Here is an 18,058-nt window from a genome sequence, read left to right on the forward strand (position 1 = left end):
AATTGAAGGTGTTAGGATGAGTGGATTTGAAAGGAAGAATAAAAGAAGGGTTAAGCAGCTTATAGATACAGAAAAGGTGTATTCAAAGAACCTTGAAGAGAAGATCGAAGAAATTAAACAGGGTTTATTTGACACGCAGGATTTTAAGATCAGGGAACTGACTTTCAATGAAAAGGCTCTCATCATCTTGTTCGTTGATTCTGTAATAGATAATAAGAATTTACAATCATATATTATCAAACCTATCAATGAAAATAGACATGGAGAGCTACAATATGTCATAAGCGCAAACTCGATCATCGAAACACATAGTATGGACGAAGCTTTGGATGCAATGGTGGACGGTCATTGTCTGATTATGACAGAAGGGTCGGAGTCCATGTACTTGGTCTCCTTGCCGAAAATCGATGACACACTCAATGAACCTCTCAATGAAAAAGTGATCAGAGGTTCACATCAGGGATTTGGCGAAAGTATTACGAAGAATATTCACTATATAAGAGAAAGAATTTCAAATCCGCAAGTGACGGTAAAATATGCGACTGTGGGTGAAACGACTAAAACGAAATATGCGTTGATATATATATCCAATCTAACCGATCCTGACTTATTAAAAACCATTGAGAATCGCATCAGTTATATAAAAGCGGATTCGATCCAATCACCGGGGTATTTTGAGGAGTATTTGGAAGATGATTCATTTTCACCCTTTCCACAATTTCTGAATACGGAAAGACCTGACCGGGTTGCGGCGAATTTAATGGAGGGAAGAGTGGCACTTGTTATGGAAGGAAGCCCCACGGTTCTGTTATTTCCCGTGACGTTTTTCAGCTTCCTGCAGACAACCGAAGATTATAATAACCGTTCCTTCATCAGTTCTTTTTTTCGGATCGTCAGATTATTCAGCTTTATCATTGCGCTTTGTCTGCCTGCCGTCTATATTGCGGTCATCTCCTTTAATTATGAAATCATCCCGGTTGAGATCATCTTTTCCATTAAAAGTTCACTGGAATATGTACCTTTTCCTCCTCTGGTTGAAGCTGCGATCATGCAGCTGACGCTTGAATTGCTGCGTGAAGCTTCCATCAGACTACCAAACCCGATTGCACAGACGATCGGTGTAGTCGGAGGACTCGTGATTGGGACGGCTGTGGTGGAAGCAAATCTTGTATCCAACACGATGGTTATCGTTGTAGCACTCACCGCCATTTCTTCATTTGTCATTCCTTCCAATGAGCTGAGTACCTCGCTTAGGATATTAGGTTTCCCGCTCATGTTGATGGCGGCCTTCTTTGGAATCTTTGGAATCGTCATCGGATTGATGATCATCTTCATTCATCTGTCTAAAATAAAATCTTTGGGACACCCGTACCTATATCCGGTTGCACCTTTGGACATAGGCAGGCTGAAAGATATACTCATCAGGGTGCCGATTTGGAAACTAGAGAGAAGACCGGACGACTTGAAAACTCAATATAAATGGAGGGCAACATCAGCCTCAAGAGGATGGAAACAAGATGAAAAAACAGACTAAACTGACGTCCGTCCAATTAACCTTCTTTATCATTCAGACACAAATCGGTGTAGGGATACTCGGGCTTCCTTTCAACGTGTTTTCAGTCTCGAAAGGGGATGCCTGGATTTCTGTATTGATCGCGGGGGGGATGGTACAAGTCATCATCACCCTGCTGTGGCTGCTGGGGCGGAGATTTCCTTCGAAATCAATATTTGAATACTCCAAGCTGCTGGTGGGGAATGTTGCAGGGGTGTTGATCAATATCGGTTACCTCATCTATGGAATACTTGTAACCAGTCTTGTCATGATGTATGCGACTGCCATCATTAAATTATGGGCTCTGAACCTGACACCGGAATGGGTCGTCATGCTGCTGCTGCTGCTGCCAGGAATCTATTTGGGGAAAGAAAAGGTAATGGAGATCAGCAACGTGTATGTGGTAGTATCCGGCCTGATCTTTTTGCTGATCATCGTTTCGATTGTCGTGTTGTTCATCTACCCTGTTGATTGGCGCTATCTGTTCCCGATAGCGGCCTCAGGGGGCGTGACAATGCTGAAGGGTGCGAAGGAAGCGTATTTTTCGATGCTGGGTTTTGAGCTGCTGTTAATCTTATACCCGTATTTCAAACACAATGGAAGTCCGGCGGTATTGAAATCTGTCAGCATAGCTAATTTGTTTGTTACAGTGGTCTATACGTTCTTGACCATTTCAAGCTTGGTCACATTTAGTCCTGAAGAATTGAAAATCGTTCCCCAGCCCGTTCTCTATTATGTTAAATCTCTTTACTTCCAGGTCATTGAGAGGATCGACCTCTTGTTTGCCTCCCTCTGGATCGTAAACGTCATCACATCCTTGACCAGTTACTTGTTTCTATGTACAGAGAACTGCAGCTATCTATTCAGGAGGTTTAAAAAGCTCAAAAGAGTTCACTGTACAGTATTTTGGGGTTTTTTCGCTTATATCATTGCACTATTGCCAGGAAAGCCGGAGGAAATGGACATATTTAATACATGGGTTCTCAATATCGCTTATGTGTTTGTGCTGGCTATCCCCATTCTGTTTTTGGGTATATCGTTTATCTTCAAGAAGAAGGAGGGTAAAAGTGCATGAGTAAAAAGTTCAGAATAGCGGGAGTTTTACTCTTATTCCACCTTGCGCTTACAGGCTGCTGGGATCAAAGATTGTTGAAAGATTCAAGACTCATTTATTCTTCATCATTCGATCTGATAGAAGATGATAAAATTTTCACTACTGCGATTACACGGGATTTCCATGGGGAAATGGGTGCCAATGTAGAGATCACGGGGGAGGGGAAAACCATAAGAGAAACGAGAATGAGCATGGACCGGAAAATCAATGGTAATTTCGAACCTTCCAAGAACAGGGTTTTTTTACTTGGGGAAGATTTGGCGAAAAAAGATATTTACCAATTCCTCGATGTATTTTACCGGGATCCATCCAGCTCCATTTCTGCCAAGATTGCGGTTGCAGAAGGACGCGGGTCTGATTTTCTCTCTAAGTTAAGAGAGAAAAATACATTCATTTCTGAATTTCTAACAGAAGCGATTGAAAGTGCGGAAGGGGCGACAGAAGTTGAAGAACAAAATCTTCAAACTATATGTACGCTGATGTTCGACCCAGGAAAAGATTTTATTCTCCCATTGTTTACTCTTGAAGATGAAGAAATTAATCTAGAAGGGAATGCGATTTTCCATAAGCACTCCATGACTGGGAAATTAAGCATCATGCAGTCTACTTTATATCTTGTCTTAGCAGATAAGAAAGCTAAAAGAGCGAGGTTCATTTCAGAGGTGGAGAAGGAAAACAAGTCACCACTTGACGATTACATTTCATATAACATAATAAAACCAAAGGCTAAAATGAAAATTCTTTCCGATTCCCCGGATGATATCAAGGTTGAAATCAGTCTTAAAGCCGGAATAACCATCAGTGAATATCCTGCTGATAAATTAAAAGATAAGAAAAATATAAAGAAGATCAATAAAAAAATCGAAAAAGATTTAGTGAAGCGATCCAAAAAGCTGGTGGAAACCATCCAGACAGCCAATGCAGATCTGTTTGGAATTGGAAGGGAATTGATCGCTTTCCATCCGAAAACATGGGAAAAGCTGAATTGGGAAGAAGATTATAAGGAGATCACGATCATCCCGAAGATCGAAACCGAGATTGTCGGTAATGGAATCATAAATTAAAGTGTCCAGCGCTAACTGGACACTTTTTATGATACAGTCTTCAGGCCGATGATACTGAAGATGATCAGACTGATGAAGAATATCCTTACAGGATTTTTTTCCTCTTTAAAAAAGAGCATTCCGATCAATACCGCACCGGCTGAACCGATACCGGTCCAAATCCCATAACCGGTTGATACAGGAATGTGAATAAGGGAAAGTGACAATAAATAAAAGCTCAGTGCACCTGCAGAAAAGCTGATTAAAGAAGGGAACAATTTTTTATATCCATCTGACAACTTCATGAATGTCACCATGACCACCTCTGATAAGCCTGCGGCAATTAATACGATCCAGGCCATCCCTCAGACCTCCTTTGATCTTGGTTTTCCTTGTCACTCATCTTAAGTCCGATCACTCCGCTGAGAAGAAGAATGATGAACCCGATTTTCAGCATATTTACTTCTTCCTGCAGAAAGGTCATCCCTACTATGGCTGTCCCTGCAGCCCCGATTCCTGTAAATACCGCATAGGCAGTTCCGATCGGCAGCAGTTTCATCGAATTTGAAAAAAAATAGAAACTGATCACGATTAGAGATGCAGTAATGATGCTGGGAAGCAGCTCCGTAAAGCCTTTTGATAAAGAAAGACCGGTTGCCCAGCCAATCTCAAGCAGCCCCCCAATGATGACATAAATCCAGCCCATATTTCATTCTCCTTTTCCATTAAAAATCCCTAAAGTATATACTCTCCAAACAGCATTCATTCTTTGTTTGAAGATATCTTCACTGTAGTAATGATGCTCAAGAAAAATCCCATCAACCAAACATAAAAATGAGGCCACAAAGTCCTTCTTGTCGACTTTTTGCAAAATATCCAATTCAAGGGCATCTTCATAGATGGCAGATAAAATGCCCGTTATCGCATCTTCGAATTGAAAGAACTTTTCTTCAATGAACTCCTTGAATTGCGGAGGCGGAAAAAAGGTGACCCGCTTCCATAGCAATGCTTCTTCGGTTGTCATCAATCGACTGCAATAAAGATCGAATAAACGTTTGAGATTCGCTTTTGGCAATCCTTGTTCCATTTCCTGCTGAAGCTGGTGATAAGCGGTTGTTTCGGTGATCAGCAAATCATCTAATACAGCAGAAAAAATATCTTCTTTATTTGCAAAATGGTTGTAAATGGATGGCTTTTTAATACCGACCGAGCTTGCGATTTCATGAAGGGAAGTGTCTTCATATCCTTTTTGTCCAAATAACCGTAAAGCAGCTTTTTTAATTCTATTTTTGTTTCCGTGTTTCATACTATGAATACCTCCAACATAAAACTAACTACCGTTCGTTAGTTTAGATTCTACCTTCTATTTCTCTGAAATGCAACCCGAAAATAATTGTCATCAGTTATGTTGGAAATTCATATAATGGCTCTGTTGATTTCAAACAGAAAGGCCGGGAGATCATGAAGAAAGAAAAAGTGAAAATTGCGGTTTTATGTCTTTCGCTGGTGTGTTTAACCTTCCTGCTGAATTTCAAAGGACTGATTCCTTCTAAAGGTGAGAGGTGGATGACAATTGAAGAAAAGTATTATCCCCGGGATGATTCAGGATTTCTAAAAGGGATCAGCTCCGGTGGTGAAATTAAAAGAGATGGTTCAGGTTGTGCTTTTAAGTTCAAAGATCACCGTATATCAGCCATTTACAGTATCGATTGTGACAGGTATGCAGACTACCGGATTGGCGAGAAGGTAAAGGTGACCGTACATCAAGATAAAGTAGAGAAAATCAGAAGAAAATAATCTCTCTTTGAGTTTCCTTTCTTCCATGAAAAACGCTAGTATTGTTATATAATCACATTGGATTACCTATTGATGAAAGGGGGTAAAGGATAGTGGCAAATAGAGATCTTGTCCAATATTTTGTCGTAAATAAAGAATTGAACATGTCTAAAGGAAAAACCGCCGCACAAGTGGCACATGCAGCAACACTCAGCACCATCGAAATGGCCATGACCAACACCTCATTTAAAGATAGACAGTCCGATTTCGTTGAGTGGTTACAATCAGGAATGAAAAAAATCATTCTAAAAGGAAAACAAGCTGATCTTGAAAAAATGGAGGGGAATGGATTTTTCAGTATCCGGGACAGCGGGTTAACGGAGATTCAAAAAGGTTCATTAACGGTAGTCGCTCTGCCCCCGATGGATAAATGGGAAGCGAAAGAGCTTGTTGGGCACCTGACTTTATTAAAGAATTAACCTATTTTAGAAGGAGTGATATCAATTGTTTTCGAAAATAGACACGGTACATATTTCCGTCAGTGATTTAAATCGTGCCCGGGAGTGGTATAAGACGGTGCTTGAACTCGAGGAAATCTTTCAGAAGGGAGCTATATTGTGTTTAAGGTGGGGGCGGGAGAAACTCCAATAACCATTCAGGAGGGAGAGGCGCGTCCTTCTTCAACAAAAACGATTTTGTTTTCAGATGCTTTGGAAGAAACAAGATTAAAGCTGCTCAATCGCAATGTGAAGGCCGGGGAAGTGCTGACCGACGAGGGAGTGACGTATTTTGAATTCATGGATTTGGATGGTAATCAATTTGAAGTGTGTCACTACCTCTCATAAACTTATGGTAAATAGTAAGCCTACTGCCATTTTAATGTAAATATGAATCGTTTTTCTATATAATATGGATATGGAGGTGGAATGAATGGAAACAGGCATGGGTATGGAAGGAATCGGCATCTTTTTTGGACTTTTTAGTATTCTGTATTTAGGAATTGCTCTATTTATCATTGTTTTGACAATTGTGTTCATCTTTAAAGCCATGAGTTTTATGAAACATAAAACCGAGAGTGACCGCAAGCTGATCCAAGCAATTGAAAGATTAGATCCGACTTATAAGACAAACGGCACGGAAACTCCATTTGATAGCGACATACGTTGATTGAAATGACCCAATGAAGCGTCTTTGCTTCTTGGGTTTTATTATTTTATACATAGTGATAGAAGGGAAGTGCGTCGATGGGTTATATAGAGGAATTAAGAAAACTGGTAGGGACCCGGCCTCTCATTCTTCCGGGCTCGGTGGTGCTCATACTGGATGACAATAAAAATGTTCTTCTTCAGCAGAGGAGATTTCCAAGCGGGAAATGGGGGCTGCCTGGAGGTTTGATGGAGCTCGCAGAATCCACTGAAGAAACTGCACGACGAGAAGTAAAAGAAGAAACCAATCTACAATTGGGTGATCTGCACCTGTTAAATGTATACTCCGGGAAAGATCAATTCATAAAAGCAGAAAATGGCGATGAATTTTATGTTGTGGCCACCGCTTACTTCACAAAGGAATTTGACGGTGAAATGAAAGCCGAGCAGTCTGAATCCATCAAACTAGAATTTCACCCGCTCAGTAACCTTCCTGCAAATATGGTAGGGAGTCATAAAGAAATGATAGAAGAATATAGAAATCGATATTGCATCAATGAGCAAGAATAATATCAGTTTTTAGAACTTTTCTAATTGATAACTTTATTTATAGAAATACTTTTGAAATCCAATTTTGCAGGATTTATCCTATTAACTTCAATAAGAACACAGAGTATAATGTAGCGGAAGGCACTTGACTCCGACGGGAAATAGAGGAAAAGTCGAGACCCCGCAGACGGTACGTCGAGGAGGCTTGACTTCCTCCCCGCGGAAAGGAACGGTCCTTGTTTATTTTACTCACCTAGAAAAGAACTTATAAAAAAATAAAATACCCCCAAAAATGATCTGACATGAACGAACAATGTATTATCAACTACTTCATGAAATGAAGAAAGATCATATTAACAACCGGGGGAGGTACTTTAAGTATGAATATAGATGAAATACTGGAAGATACCGCAGAACTTGCACAAGAAGATATTCACACGCCAATTTATAGATTTGACATAGATCGATTATTAGAACAGACAGATGATCTTTAATGATCAAAAGCAACCTGTAAGGAAATCCGCTCTCAACGGAATAGACAGGAGCGGTTAACAGAAAACAAAAGGAAAGTCCCAAGCGTGCGGGGCTTTCCTTTTTGTTTGCCATCCGGTTTAGTCATGGCGTTTATGTTTATTGACCATTTCTTTCATCATATTGATGATCGTGGCTCTTTCTTCCTTATTGAAGTGCTGTACCCAATTGTTGATGAGCAGATTTTCTTCCATTGTAAGGTCCCTCTGCAATGCATCTACAAATATTTCCTTTATTTCAGATCCTTTTCTATGATTATCAATCCCTACTTCAGGTCTCATAATCTTTATAACCTCCTTGTTTTCTAATTATTTTCCCTTTAATAAAGAAACAAAACATCCGGATGTGTAAGAAAAAATCATGAATCGAACAGGCATATGCTATTTCTTATCCATTCGTGTTTCGGATGTGATAAAATCAGTAAAACATCTAAACTGATAAGTGATAAAAGGGGAGAGTAAGAATGACTCAAATTTGTATCGTCCGCCATGGTCAAACCGACTGGAATCTGAAGGGCAGACTTCAGGGACAGACGGATATCCCGCTTAATGATACGGGTAGGAAGCAAGCTGGGGAGTGCAGGGAGTTTCTGAAGGACATGGACTGGGATGTGGTCGTCACTACTTCCCTGATGAGAGCGAAAGAAACAGCTGAAATCATCAATGAAGCCCTTAACCTTCCGATGATCGAAATGAATGATTTCAAAGAACGGTATTTTGGCGAAGGTGAAGGTTTGACAAGAGAGGTAAGGGAGAAGGAATATCCCGGTTTCGTCTTTCCGGGGATGGAAACGAAAGAGGAGCTTGACGAAAGGATAGAAGCAGGGTTGAAAGAGATCAGTAAACAATTCCCGGATAAAAAAGTCTTGATGGTTTCACATGGTGCCGTCATCCATGCAATCATTAAAAAGTATCATTTAGATGGCAGTAAGCTGAAGGATTTCCGGCTGTTTAACGGATGCTTAACCAACCTCTTTTTCAAAGAGGAGGCCTGGAATGTGGATGGCTATAATGTCACAGATCATTTAATGGAATGTAAGAAATAACCTCTCAGACAATAAATACAGAGGTGAGGTGTTGGAATAGTGGGAATCATTTTATTCGACGGGATTTGTAACTTATGTAATAACTCTGTGCGTTTTATCATGCAAAGGGATCCAATGCAGGAATTCAAGTTTGCTTCTCTGCAGAGCGAGGCCGGAAAACGCTTCAGGGAGCAATATCACATTCCTGAATCCACTGACAGTATCGTGTTGATCATGGAGGGGGAAGTTTATTTGGAATCGACTGCGGCTTTAAAAATAGCATCGCGATTAAAGTGGCCATGGAAGATTTTCCGTATTTTATTCATGATTCCGAAGCCGGTCAGGGACAGATTGTATAAGTGGATAGCCGCAAATCGTTATAAATGGTTCGGGCGTAAGGATGCCTGTATGATTCCAAGTAAAGATGAGCGAGACAGGTTTCTTTAAGAAAAGACTCCGGATTGAACACCGGAGTCTGTGTCCAAAATGGATTCTATGCACCAATGATGGTAACTGCAAATTTACGGTTTCGCGGGCCATCAAATTCGCAGAAATAAATTCCTTGCCAAGTACCCAGCAATAATCGTCCATCTTTAATCATAACTGTTTGGGAATGCCCTACCGTACTCGTCTTTAAATGAGCCGCTGTATTCCCTTCACCGTGGAGGTCTTTGGAGTGATTCCAGGGATATATTTCATCAAGCCGTCTTATAAAGTCCGTCTTTACATCGGGATCGGCATTCTCATTTACTGTAATTCCAGCGGTGGTATGCAGTGACTGTACGACGGCCAGTCCATCTGAAATATCGGATTGGCCGACGTACTCCTGAACGCTGCGTGTGATGTCAATCATTTCATCACGTTTGTGAGTTTCTAAGTCGATTATTCTCATTCGAATGACTCCTTCCAAAAAATATCTTCTCCAGATTTCTATCCAACATGATCCCTGTTTAAACTTTTCAGGTATTATCCCAGTTTTTCCCTAAGCCTCTTAGCCAGGCTGACACCCTCAATATTATCCCCATGTAAGCAAATCGTGTCAGCTTGAATGAAAATGACTTCTCCCGTTATGGTATTGACTTCCTGATGCTCAACCATTCTCAATACTTGTTCCTCCACTTTGTCAACATCATGAAGGACGGCACCTGTAAGAGACCTTGGAGTGAGAGTTCCATCTGCTTGGTAAGAGCGGTCTGCAAAGACCTCGTGGGCAACTGGAAGACCTGCCTCTGAACCTGCATCGGTCAATTGGCTTCCAGAAAGACCGAATAATACGAGACTCTTGTCTATATCAAATACTGATTTCGCTATAGAGTTTGCAAGGTCCCTGTCTTTTGCTGCCATATTATATAATGCACCGTGCGGTTTTACATGAGTTAGCTTTCCGCCCTGTGCTATTACCATTGCCTGCAACGCGCCGACTTGATATTGAACCAGGGCATAAGCTTCCTGCGGGGTGATATGGATGTTTCTCCGTCCGAATCCCTGGAGATCTGGCAATCCAGGATGCGCCCCTATCCTCAGGTCATGCTCAAGAGCCTTTTCTACTGTCCGCATCATGACGAGGGGATCACCGGCATGGAAACCGCATGCTATATTGACAGAAGTTACATATTTCATCATTTCTTCATCTTGCCCGATTGTATAGGCACCAAAGCTTTCTCCCAAATCACAATTTAAATCAATTCTCACCATGAACACCCTTTCAAGTATTTTAGTAGTATTTATCTTATCATATGGATGCTGTTCAATCACTTTCAAGGGCTGAATAGGGCTCAGGTTATCTGGCCGCGTACCTGCTTTAAGAAACTTTGATAGAATGATAAGAACAATCGAAGGAATTGTTGTCAGCCATTTGGTTTCAACGTTATATCACTCCCCAAAAGAAAAAGCTTAATCCTAGGAAGGACTAAGCTTTAATTTAACCTTTTTATAAAGGGATTTTATTTTTCCTTCTTTGGCTTTATGATTATTTTCTATTACTCTCGTACGCAGGATAAAATAAATTACTTCCTCAACGATGGCAAAAAAGATAATTAAAGACAGGATCAGTATGAGCCACACCATCATATACTTCTCTCCTTTCTTTAAAGTAAAGGTAATATATATATATGGATATAAATACCTCTTCATGAAAATAATTAAACGTTCAAATGAAAGGAAGAAAAGTATTGAAGGCGATTCTTTTTGACTTAGATGAAACCCTGCTGAATAGGGAACGATCATTATTGAATTTCATCAGAGACCAATACGACCGTTTATTTGCTGAATATGATGTGAACAAAGAAGAGTTCTGTTCGAAGTTTATGGAGTGGGACCAAAGAGGGTATGTGTGGAAGGATGTCGTCTATGAACAGATAATCAAGTTCTTTTCTCTGGACCATTTTTGTACGGAAGAATTAGTAAGGGATTATGTATTGAATTTTGCGAGCCACGCAGCAGCTTTTCCCGGTCTGCATCATGTATTATCGACATTGAAAAGAGAAGGATACTATTTAGGGCTGATCACCAATGGCAGGGTAGATTTACAGACCAGTACGATTGAGGCACTTAAGATAGCTCCTTTTTTTGATATCATATTAATTTCAGAAAGCTTCGGAATCAAAAAACCGGACCCCCGAATCTTTAAGCATGCTTTGAATCAACTAGGCGTCGAACCTTCCAGTGCCGTTTATGTAGGGGATCATCCAATAAATGATGTAAAGGCTGCCAAGCAGTGTGGAATGAAAGGCATATGGAGAAAAACGGCACATTGGGATGGGGAGGGGATTCAATATGAAATTGAAGAACTTCCTGATTTACTCGAATTGATAAAAAACATAAAATGAAGTTACGATAATTAAATTATGTTAACTTCATTTGTTTTAGAAAATTTTTACCGTTTTCTCATCAGATTTTAATACTTAGAGAGGATGATTAACCCGAGAGTTAAAAAAGGGAGGTAATCATATGATGTGGATTCGCTTCATACCCATCCTGTTTTTTAGTTTCACTGCTTTGTCATTGTTCACTTATCAGGGAATTGAAATTTTTCAGTCGTTCAATGACTTCTTCACAAAGAAATAATGTAATCAGTATATTTAGCAGGTGAGTGAATGAAAAGAGTTTTAGTAATTGAAGATGAAAAAAATCTATCACGCTTTATTGAATTAGAACTTAAATATGAAGGATATGATACTGGTCTCGCATTTACCGGGAGAGATGGCCTTGATATGGCTTTAAATGAAGAATGGGATGTTATACTGCTCGACCTGATGCTGCCTGGCCTCAACGGCCTCGAAGTATGCAGGAGGATCAGGCAGTCCAATGAAACCCCCATCCTCATGATCACAGCACGGGATAGTGTGATGGATAGAGTATCGGGACTTGATAGCGGGGCAGATGATTATATCGTAAAACCATTTGCGATAGAAGAGCTCCTCGCAAGACTGAGAGCGGTTTTTCGCAGGTCTCAAAACGATTTGCCTCAATCAACGGTCACTACTCTTGGACATAAGGACCTGACAGTCTATAAAGAATCACGACAAGTTTATAAAGATGGTAACGAGATCATCGTGACAAAAAGAGAATATGACCTGCTTCTTGCATTTTTGGAAAATAAAAACATAGTGCTGACCCGTGAGGTCCTTCTGAATAAAGTATGGGGCTATGAGTCGGAAGTGGAAACCAATGTTGTAGACGTATATGTCCGTTACCTCCGTAATAAACTGGATTCCACAGCTGATGAGAGCATCATTCAAACGGTGAGAGGCACCGGATATGTGATGAGGACATGAACACATTAAAAAGGTGGTTTACACCATCCTCATTAAAGGTCAAGTGGGCACTGGCAGCCGGATCTGCCATATTTTTCGCATTCTTTTTGTTCAGTTTCTTTCAGTATCATGCTATCAGTAAATGGATGATTGATGAAGAAGAGAACAATTTCAATCGTGTTCTGGATGAAATCACGGTTTTTTTAAAACAGCGAGGCCAGGATATCCAACTGGTCGATATTCATGACAGCAGAGATCTCATGAAGCAGATTGCAGAAAAGGATCAGACCATCAGGATCCTTGACCAGCGTGGTGAACAGGTATTGGAAATCAGAGGGGAAAACGAGCCCTCCTTCTATATACCTTTTCAGCCAGTCAAAGATAAAACAGTCAAAATGATTGAATCGGATGGAAGGAAGATATTGATTGGACATTCCCCAATACGATCGAGACAATTCGACGGGTATGTAGAGATCATCCAGCCGCTCAATCGTTATGAGAAAATCATGAAGAACTTATTTTGGATGATGACGATAACCGGTTCCGCCGCATTGCTTCTAAGTGCACTATTCGGTTATTTAATGGCCAGAAACTTCATACGGCCGTTGAATAAATTATCAGAGGCGATGAGATCCATTGAACAAGGTGGATTTCAGAGGCGGGTAGAAAACACGAACGCTCACGACGAAATAAGTGATTTATCACAAATATTTAATAAGATGATGAGCGAGATTGAAAAGTCATTCAAGCAGCAGCAGCAGTTCGTGGAAGATGCCTCACATGAATTAAGAACTCCGATTCAAGTACTGGAGGGACATCTGGCCTTATTAAACAGATGGGGGAAGAAGGACCCATCGATATTAGAAGAATCCTTACAGGTCTCATTAAAAGAGCTTGAAAGAGTAAAACGGCTTGTCGATGAACTCCTCGAGTTATCAAGAGCGGACCGAGAAATGAAAGATCATGAAAATTCAAAAGTTCATATAAAGTCTGCAGCGGAAAAAATCGTCCGTGATTTTGCCTTCCTGCATGAAGATTATGTATTTCAGGTCAGAAGTGAAATGAAACAGAACAACAAAGCGTTAATATTGAAAAGGCATCTTGAACAAGTTTTGGTTATATTATTGGACAATGCAGTAAAGTATTCCGAACCTGACACATGCATAGAAGTTAAATTATCAGAACTAAATGAACACCTTGTCATCGATGTGAAGGATGAAGGAATGGGAATACCTGAAGCCGATCTGGAAAAAGTCTTTGATCGTTTCTATCGGGTAGATAAAGCAAGGAGCAGAGAAAAAGGCGGATACGGATTAGGCTTGGCAATTGCATCAAAGTTAATTTATAACTATGGAGGGACGATCGAAGCCAAGAGGAATGAACCGGCAGGGACAATCATCCGTGTTTCCCTGAAAAAGGTGAATGAGCAAAACACAGAAATGTAGACGTCTCAATATTTATCTGAGACGTCTATTTCTGTATATTGCATGTCAATGCTTTTTGGAATCTTTAATTCAAGGATGCCATCCCTGAATTGTGCAACCGCTCCTTTCCTTTTTACCAGTGAAGGAAGAGTGAGTACTTGCCGGTCACCATGTTCAGGGATATTTTCAATGATGGCCTGATTGGATGTATGATAGATCTTCAATTGTTTCATCCACTCATCATTAGGGATTTTCAATCGGATATAGACATCTTCAAACGTCTCAAAAATATTGACTGGAATTGAATGCGAAGGTGACGAACCCTTTGAATCCTGATGATGATGATTTGGTTCGTTACTCATTGGATGTATGAAAGGTTGATGACCTTTCATTGTTTCAGCAGGGTTCATCATGTTATTCCATCCGCCGGGAAACATTTTTTTCATCATATCCTGAACATAGGAATCAATTTCTTTCGGGTTCATCTGATTCATTTGTTCCTTCATATCTTTACTGAATGGAAAAAGGCTCCAAGGGAACATAAGCATCACCTTTCTTAAGTACACTCTAAGCAAACCGCCAGCAGCAAGCTCATCATAAACCGGAATCTTTAGGATGTAATATTCTATGCAAGTATGGGCGAAGAGTTCAAATGCTTTGGTGTTAATCTATAGACCAAGGGCGTTAATTGAATCATATTGGTTTCGATTGTTTCCATTCATTGTTTGGAGTGACAGTCATACCCTGGGGGAGAGCGGGCGGCTTGCCCGCCATGGGGAAAGTTGTGACTTTCATTGAAATCCAGAGAGGTGTTTAACAGAGTTAACAATAAGGGAAAGAGTGTAATAACTTCGCTTTATGAAACACTTCTAATATACAATTCTTACAAATAATAAAAATTAGTGAAAATGATAAAAAGTATTTGGTTTTTTTTAGTAAGAGTAGTAAGATGGTTTATGAAAAAAAGTTACCTTATTAGGCATTCATAAGAGGGTGAGTAAGAAAGCGCTTAATATAAAGTTATTTCAGAATAATCGTTTTTTATATGAAGTTTTTCACAATCTATTATGGGAATATAAGTTAAATGGATAGCTTGCAGAGTAGAAAACAAAATTTTAAGAAATTTGTCATTAAGACTTTATATTACTACTGTACAGTGATAAAATATCCTTGTAAGCGTTTTAATGCTTTGTTAATTACTATTCTTGCATAACAATAAACCACTGTTGAAATGGAAGAATACCTGATACCCAAATTATACTAACTGGCAAATAGTTGGAGGTTTTTCACAATGAAAAAGCAATCGACAAACCAAGGCGAGCCATGGCATTCCTTTTATGGACCAAATCTGGGCTACGTGATGGAGGTTTATGAACAATTCCTTGAGGATCCGGCAGGAGTAGATCCTGAATTGAGGGAATTATTTGAACAATGGGGGCCTCCTACTGCTGAAGATGCCGCAGTGATGGCGAGTGCACAAAAAGCAGATACTTCTTTTACTTTGCCTGCACAGCCTACAGCATTAAGTAAGATGGTAGCAGCTGTTAAGCTGGCGGATAATATTCGTACATATGGACATTTAGCGGCAGATATCAATCCGCTGAATGATCGGAATAAAGATACAAGAAGGATTGAGTTGTCAGAATTCGATTTAACCGAAGAAGACTTGAAAAGTATCCCTGTAGAGTTTTTATGTCCGGATGCCCCCTCTCATATCAAAGACGGACTTCAGGCTGTAAATCACTTGAAGGAAGTTTATACACAAAAGCTGGCATTTGAATATGCTCACGTGCATGAATTGGAAGAGAAAAATTGGCTGAGGGAAAAAATTGAATCAGGTTCTTATTTTTCACCGCTGTCAAAAGATCAAAAAATTTCATTATTAAAGCGTCTGGCGGAAGTCGATGGATTTGAGAAATATGTCCATCGTACATTTGTTGGCCAAAAACGTTTTTCCATAGAAGGCTTGGATACGATGGTGCCGCTATTGGATGAATTAATACGCTATTCGGTTGAGACCGGGGCCAAAACGGTGAATATCGGGATGGCTCACCGCGGTCGATTGAATGTCCTCGCACATGTAATCGGTAAACCATATGAGATGATATTTGCTGAATTCCAGCACGCTCCAAGCAAAGACCTGATTCCTTCAGAGGGATCGATCGGAATCACTTTCGGCTGGACCGGTGATGTGAAATACCATCTGGGAGCAGACAGGGAAATCTCACCGCAGGCAATGCCTACTGCAAGAGCCCGTGTTACTTTGGCAAACAACCCAAGCCACTTGGAGGTTGTAAGCCCGATTGTGGCAGGATACACACGTGCGGCGCAGGAGAACCGTGAAGACAACGGATACCCTGTACAGTCATCTGAAACATCTTATGCTGTGATGATTCACGGGGATGCTGCTTTCCCTGGTCAGGGAGTAGTGGCAGAAACACTTAATATGAGTCGATTGAGAGGGTATAACACCGGGGGATCGATTCATTTAATCGCCAACAATATGATTGGATTCACGACAGAAAGCCGTGATTCACGTTCTACGAAATATGCATCTGATACAGCGAAAGGCTTTGAAGTGCCAATCGTGCACGTCAACGCTGATGATCCGGAAGCTTGTTTGGCTGCAGCCGTTTTAGCCTATGAATATCGTAAAACATTCGGCAAGGATTTTGTCATCGATTTGATCGGCTATCGCAGATTCGGTCATAACGAAATGGATGAACCGATGGTCACGAATCCGCAAATGTATTCAATCATTCAGAACCACCCCAATGTCAAAAAACTGTATGCTGAGAAGCTGGTTTCCGAAGGCATTGTAACCCAGGAAGATATCAATAAGATGGACACCGAGATTGAAGAAGTACTGAAGGCAGCTTATGAAAAGGTGCCTGCAAAAGATGAAGATCCAGATACGGTGCTTGCTCCTCCAGAAGATGTAGCAAATGGACTGCCTGAACTGGACACCTCAGTTGAATTCAATAAGCTTCAGGGAATAAATGAAGAATTACTGCAATGGCCTGAAGGTTTCAATGTCTTCAAGAAGCTTGAGAAGATCTTGAAAAGACGCAGCCAAGTATTTGAGGGTAAAGGTAAAATCGATTGGGCACATGCGGAAACACTCGCATTTGCATCGATATTAAAAGATGGAACGCCGATTCGTTTAACCGGTCAGGATTCTGAGAGAGGGACTTTTGCACAGCGCCACCTCGTCTTACACGATGAAAAGTCCGGTGAGGAATATATCCCATTGCACCATATCCAGGACAGCAATGCATCATTTGTTGTGCATAATAGTCCATTAACGGAGACAGCAGTTGTGGGATACGAATATGGATACAATGTGTTTGCACCTGAAACACTGGTCCTCTGGGAAGCCCAATTTGGTGATTTTTCCAATATGGCTCAGGTAATGTTCGATCAGTTCATTTCTGCAGGCCGAGCTAAATGGGGTCAAAAAACAGGACTTGTCATGCTTCTTCCTCACGGTTATGAAGGACAGGGGCCGGAGCACTCGAGTGCCCGTCTGGAAAGGTTCCTCCAATTAGGCGGAGAATATAACTGGACAGTTGCTAACTGTTCTACTGCAGGACAGTACTTCCATATCCTGCGTCGTCAAGCGGCAATCCTTCAAAAGGAAGAAGTACGTCCGCTCGTTATCATGACTCCTAAGAGCTTGTTAAGGAATCAATTTGCCGCTGTTACGGCAGAAGAACTCGCTAGTGGTGAATTCCACTCCGTTTTAGAACAAAAGGGATTGGGCGAAAACCATGAAGCAGTAGAGCGAATCGTGATGGGAAGCGGAAAGATCGCGATCGACCTTGAAGAGAAGCTTCAGGGTATCGAAGAAACAGAATGGCTTCATATCCTTCGATTAGAAGAAATTTACCCATTCCCTAAGAATGACTTAGAAGGCATCCTGGGCAGATATCCAAATCTAAAAGAACTAGTATGGATTCAAGAAGAACCTAAAAATATGGGAGCTTGGACATTCGTTGAACCAAGACTTCGTGATTTGGCACCAGAAGGCGTTGAAGTTCAATATGTAGGGCGCCGAAGACGTTCAAGTCCTTCAGAAGGTGAACCGACTGTACACAAAAAAGAACAAGCACGTATCATTAATGAAGCGTTAACTCGATAAGAAA

The 18,058-nt window shown here is 40.7% G+C and carries 22 protein-coding genes; 14 read left to right on the forward strand and 8 right to left on the reverse strand.

The features are described from left to right. The first annotated feature begins 16 nt into the window (after positions 1-16). The 3 genes from HWX64_RS20645 to HWX64_RS20655 are packed head-to-tail and all read left to right on the forward strand — an operon-like array spanning position 17 to position 3,730. Positions 17-1,534 carry a spore germination protein gene (locus HWX64_RS20645; protein WP_175991372.1) on the forward strand — a complete coding sequence of 506 codons (1,518 nt, stop codon included), beginning with the start codon at positions 17-19 and terminating at the stop codon, positions 1,532-1,534. After that, positions 1,518-2,627: a GerAB/ArcD/ProY family transporter gene (locus tag HWX64_RS20650; RefSeq protein ID WP_175991373.1), complete on the forward strand. Its 1,110-nt coding sequence runs from the start codon at positions 1,518-1,520 to the stop codon at positions 2,625-2,627. The genes HWX64_RS20645 and HWX64_RS20650 overlap by 17 nt, the downstream gene beginning before the upstream one ends. Beyond that, positions 2,624-3,730 carry a Ger(x)C family spore germination protein gene (locus HWX64_RS20655; protein WP_175991374.1) on the forward strand — a complete coding sequence of 369 codons (1,107 nt, stop codon included), beginning with the start codon at positions 2,624-2,626 and terminating at the stop codon, positions 3,728-3,730. The genes HWX64_RS20650 and HWX64_RS20655 overlap by 4 nt, the downstream gene beginning before the upstream one ends. Before the next feature lie 26 nt (positions 3,731-3,756). Here HWX64_RS20655 and HWX64_RS20660 read toward each other — a convergent pair whose 3' ends face one another. Genes HWX64_RS20660 through HWX64_RS20670 form a run of 3 tightly spaced genes read right to left on the reverse strand, consistent with a single transcriptional unit; the run spans position 3,757 to position 5,015 of the window. Continuing rightward, on the reverse strand, positions 3,757-4,071 hold the full coding sequence (locus HWX64_RS20660) for a multidrug efflux SMR transporter (protein WP_175991375.1): 315 nt from the start codon (positions 4,069-4,071) through the stop codon (positions 3,757-3,759). After that, positions 4,053-4,415 (reverse strand): multidrug efflux SMR transporter, encoded by a 363-nt coding sequence (locus HWX64_RS20665; protein WP_175991376.1) that lies wholly within the window; start codon positions 4,413-4,415, stop codon positions 4,053-4,055. Before HWX64_RS20665 ends, HWX64_RS20660 begins: the two co-directional genes overlap by 19 nt. Before the next feature lie 3 nt (positions 4,416-4,418). Further along, positions 4,419-5,015, reverse strand: coding sequence for a TetR/AcrR family transcriptional regulator (locus tag HWX64_RS20670; protein WP_175991377.1), 597 nt, complete (start codon positions 5,013-5,015; stop codon positions 4,419-4,421). 155 nt (positions 5,016-5,170) lie between these two features. Here HWX64_RS20670 and HWX64_RS20675 point away from each other — a divergent pair, with 155 nt between their 5' ends. The 5 genes from HWX64_RS20675 to HWX64_RS20695 all read left to right on the forward strand — a co-directional run bounded on the left by HWX64_RS20675 (position 5,171) and on the right by HWX64_RS20695 (position 7,200). Then, a complete protein-coding gene (locus HWX64_RS20675) occupies positions 5,171-5,506 on the forward strand; it encodes a hypothetical protein (protein WP_175991378.1) in 336 nt (111 codons plus the stop codon). Positions 5,507-5,598: 92 nt separating this feature from the next. Next, entirely contained in the window at positions 5,599-5,964 is a 366-nt protein-coding gene (locus HWX64_RS20680) for an aminoacyl-tRNA hydrolase (protein WP_175991379.1), read from the forward strand. Between the two features lie 138 nt (positions 5,965-6,102). Beyond that, positions 6,103-6,330: a hypothetical protein gene (locus HWX64_RS20685; protein WP_175991380.1), complete on the forward strand. Its 228-nt coding sequence runs from the start codon at positions 6,103-6,105 to the stop codon at positions 6,328-6,330. A gap of 85 nt (positions 6,331-6,415) precedes the next feature. Continuing rightward, positions 6,416-6,652, forward strand: coding sequence for a hypothetical protein (locus tag HWX64_RS20690; RefSeq protein WP_175991381.1), 237 nt, complete (start codon positions 6,416-6,418; stop codon positions 6,650-6,652). Positions 6,653-6,729: 77 nt separating this feature from the next. After that, on the forward strand, positions 6,730-7,200 hold the full coding sequence (locus HWX64_RS20695; protein WP_175991382.1) for an NUDIX hydrolase: 471 nt from the start codon (positions 6,730-6,732) through the stop codon (positions 7,198-7,200). 590 nt (positions 7,201-7,790) lie between these two features. Here HWX64_RS20695 and HWX64_RS20700 read toward each other — a convergent pair. Next, positions 7,791-7,991: a hypothetical protein gene (locus HWX64_RS20700; RefSeq protein ID WP_175991383.1), complete on the reverse strand. Its 201-nt coding sequence runs from the start codon at positions 7,989-7,991 to the stop codon at positions 7,791-7,793. 182 nt (positions 7,992-8,173) lie between these two features. Here HWX64_RS20700 and HWX64_RS20705 point away from each other — a divergent pair, with 182 nt between their 5' ends. Beyond that, a complete protein-coding gene (locus tag HWX64_RS20705) occupies positions 8,174-8,755 on the forward strand; it encodes a histidine phosphatase family protein (RefSeq protein WP_175991384.1) in 582 nt (193 codons plus the stop codon). A 39-nt stretch (positions 8,756-8,794) separates the two neighbouring features. Then, a complete protein-coding gene (locus HWX64_RS20710; protein ID WP_368495601.1) occupies positions 8,795-9,181 on the forward strand; it encodes a thiol-disulfide oxidoreductase DCC family protein in 387 nt (128 codons plus the stop codon). 46 nt (positions 9,182-9,227) lie between these two features. On the opposite strand, the gene HWX64_RS20715 is transcribed toward HWX64_RS20710, so the two are convergent. From HWX64_RS20715 to HWX64_RS20725, 3 genes are all read right to left on the reverse strand, one after another. Beyond that, the gene (locus tag HWX64_RS20715) at positions 9,228-9,626 is read right to left on the reverse strand and encodes a secondary thiamine-phosphate synthase enzyme YjbQ (RefSeq protein WP_175991385.1); all 399 of its coding nucleotides are present in this window, start codon (positions 9,624-9,626) and stop codon (positions 9,228-9,230) included. Between the two features lie 74 nt (positions 9,627-9,700). Then, positions 9,701-10,429 carry a 5-oxoprolinase subunit PxpA gene (locus HWX64_RS20720; protein ID WP_175991386.1) on the reverse strand — a complete coding sequence of 243 codons (729 nt, stop codon included), beginning with the start codon at positions 10,427-10,429 and terminating at the stop codon, positions 9,701-9,703. A 204-nt stretch (positions 10,430-10,633) separates the two neighbouring features. After that, positions 10,634-10,804 (reverse strand): hypothetical protein, encoded by a 171-nt coding sequence (locus tag HWX64_RS20725; RefSeq protein WP_175991387.1) that lies wholly within the window; start codon positions 10,802-10,804, stop codon positions 10,634-10,636. Between the two features lie 101 nt (positions 10,805-10,905). Between HWX64_RS20725 and HWX64_RS20730 the strand changes: the two genes are divergently transcribed. The 3 genes from HWX64_RS20730 (at position 10,906) to HWX64_RS20740 (ending at position 13,934) form a co-directional block, all read left to right on the forward strand. Further along, positions 10,906-11,562, forward strand: a complete 657-nt coding sequence (locus HWX64_RS20730; RefSeq protein WP_175991388.1) for an HAD family hydrolase — start codon at positions 10,906-10,908, stop codon at positions 11,560-11,562. 267 nt (positions 11,563-11,829) lie between these two features. Further along, positions 11,830-12,510 (forward strand): response regulator transcription factor, encoded by a 681-nt coding sequence (locus tag HWX64_RS20735; RefSeq protein WP_175991389.1) that lies wholly within the window; start codon positions 11,830-11,832, stop codon positions 12,508-12,510. Next, a complete protein-coding gene (locus HWX64_RS20740) occupies positions 12,507-13,934 on the forward strand; it encodes a HAMP domain-containing histidine kinase (protein WP_175991390.1) in 1,428 nt (475 codons plus the stop codon). Before HWX64_RS20735 ends, HWX64_RS20740 begins: the two co-directional genes overlap by 4 nt. Before the next feature lie 5 nt (positions 13,935-13,939). Here HWX64_RS20740 and HWX64_RS20745 read toward each other — a convergent pair whose 3' ends face one another. Then, positions 13,940-14,455 carry an Hsp20/alpha crystallin family protein gene (locus tag HWX64_RS20745; protein ID WP_175991391.1) on the reverse strand — a complete coding sequence of 172 codons (516 nt, stop codon included), beginning with the start codon at positions 14,453-14,455 and terminating at the stop codon, positions 13,940-13,942. A 749-nt stretch (positions 14,456-15,204) separates the two neighbouring features. Here HWX64_RS20745 and HWX64_RS20750 point away from each other — a divergent pair. Then, positions 15,205-18,054, forward strand: a complete 2,850-nt coding sequence (locus HWX64_RS20750; protein WP_175991392.1) for a 2-oxoglutarate dehydrogenase E1 component — start codon at positions 15,205-15,207, stop codon at positions 18,052-18,054. Positions 18,055-18,058: the final 4 nt, after the last annotated feature.

It is taken from the genome of Bacillus sp. Marseille-Q1617 (assembly GCF_903645295.1).
Lineage (GTDB): Bacteria > Bacillota > Bacilli > Bacillales > Bacillaceae_B > Rossellomorea.

What these genes read in the sequence shown, in the direction of transcription:
- HWX64_RS20660 (WP_175991375.1), bottom strand. Translation starts at nt 4,071, where the DNA reads ATGGCCTGGATCGTATTAATTGCCGCAGGCTTATCAGAGGTGGTCATG.
- HWX64_RS20690 (WP_175991381.1), top strand. Translation starts at nt 6,416, where the DNA reads ATGGAAACAGGCATGGGTATGGAAGGAATCGGCATCTTTTTTGGACTT.
- HWX64_RS20720 (WP_175991386.1), bottom strand. Translation starts at nt 10,429, where the DNA reads ATGGTGAGAATTGATTTAAATTGTGATTTGGGAGAAAGCTTTGGTGCC.
- HWX64_RS20665 (WP_175991376.1), bottom strand. Translation starts at nt 4,415, where the DNA reads ATGGGCTGGATTTATGTCATCATTGGGGGGCTGCTTGAGATTGGCTGG.
- HWX64_RS20670 (WP_175991377.1), bottom strand. Translation starts at nt 5,015, where the DNA reads ATGAAACACGGAAACAAAAATAGAATTAAAAAAGCTGCTTTACGGTTA.
- HWX64_RS20675 (WP_175991378.1), top strand. Translation starts at nt 5,171, where the DNA reads ATGAAGAAAGAAAAAGTGAAAATTGCGGTTTTATGTCTTTCGCTGGTG.
- HWX64_RS20750 (WP_175991392.1), top strand. Translation starts at nt 15,205, where the DNA reads ATGAAAAAGCAATCGACAAACCAAGGCGAGCCATGGCATTCCTTTTAT.
- HWX64_RS20695 (WP_175991382.1), top strand. Translation starts at nt 6,730, where the DNA reads ATGGGTTATATAGAGGAATTAAGAAAACTGGTAGGGACCCGGCCTCTC.
- HWX64_RS20740 (WP_175991390.1), top strand. Translation starts at nt 12,507, where the DNA reads ATGAACACATTAAAAAGGTGGTTTACACCATCCTCATTAAAGGTCAAG.
- HWX64_RS20700 (WP_175991383.1), bottom strand. Translation starts at nt 7,991, where the DNA reads ATGAGACCTGAAGTAGGGATTGATAATCATAGAAAAGGATCTGAAATA.
- HWX64_RS20735 (WP_175991389.1), top strand. Translation starts at nt 11,830, where the DNA reads ATGAAAAGAGTTTTAGTAATTGAAGATGAAAAAAATCTATCACGCTTT.
- HWX64_RS20725 (WP_175991387.1), bottom strand. Translation starts at nt 10,804, where the DNA reads ATGATGGTGTGGCTCATACTGATCCTGTCTTTAATTATCTTTTTTGCC.
- HWX64_RS20650 (WP_175991373.1), top strand. Translation starts at nt 1,518, where the DNA reads ATGAAAAAACAGACTAAACTGACGTCCGTCCAATTAACCTTCTTTATC.
- HWX64_RS20745 (WP_175991391.1), bottom strand. Translation starts at nt 14,455, where the DNA reads ATGTTCCCTTGGAGCCTTTTTCCATTCAGTAAAGATATGAAGGAACAA.
- HWX64_RS20645 (WP_175991372.1), top strand. Translation starts at nt 17, where the DNA reads ATGAGTGGATTTGAAAGGAAGAATAAAAGAAGGGTTAAGCAGCTTATA.
- HWX64_RS20705 (WP_175991384.1), top strand. Translation starts at nt 8,174, where the DNA reads ATGACTCAAATTTGTATCGTCCGCCATGGTCAAACCGACTGGAATCTG.
- HWX64_RS20655 (WP_175991374.1), top strand. Translation starts at nt 2,624, where the DNA reads ATGAGTAAAAAGTTCAGAATAGCGGGAGTTTTACTCTTATTCCACCTT.
- HWX64_RS20715 (WP_175991385.1), bottom strand. Translation starts at nt 9,626, where the DNA reads ATGAGAATAATCGACTTAGAAACTCACAAACGTGATGAAATGATTGAC.